The organism is Psychrobacter sp. AOP7-A1-24 (genome assembly GCF_052376235.1).
Classification (GTDB): domain Bacteria; phylum Pseudomonadota; class Gammaproteobacteria; order Pseudomonadales; family Moraxellaceae; genus Psychrobacter.
This window is the reverse complement of sequence record NZ_JBQSVM010000121.1, coordinates 1-209: the sequence shown is the minus strand read 5'-3', so window position 1 is coordinate 209 and position 209 is coordinate 1. Positions and strand designations below refer to the sequence as shown.

The 209-nt window shown below is 41.6% G+C and carries 1 protein-coding gene; it reads right to left on the bottom strand.

Annotation, left to right across the window (positions count from 1 at the left end; translation table 11 throughout):
• On the bottom strand, window positions 1-209 hold a 209-nt coding region (locus ACT3QQ_RS13985), incomplete at both ends, for an integrase core domain-containing protein (protein WP_444528438.1).

Genomic DNA, 209 nt, shown 5'->3' with positions numbered 1-209 from the left:
TGTATCGGTGTAAAACCGCCATTGCCCATGTTTGGGCGCTTATGATTATAATGGTATAACCAGTTTTCTGCTTGTGCGCGTACCTGCTCTAGATTATCAAACAGCTCCTGATTTAACCAATCATATCTCATGGTTCTGTTAAAGCGCTCTACATACGCATTTTGCTGTGGATTGCCAGGTTCAATATAGCTTAAGATGATACCTTGCTG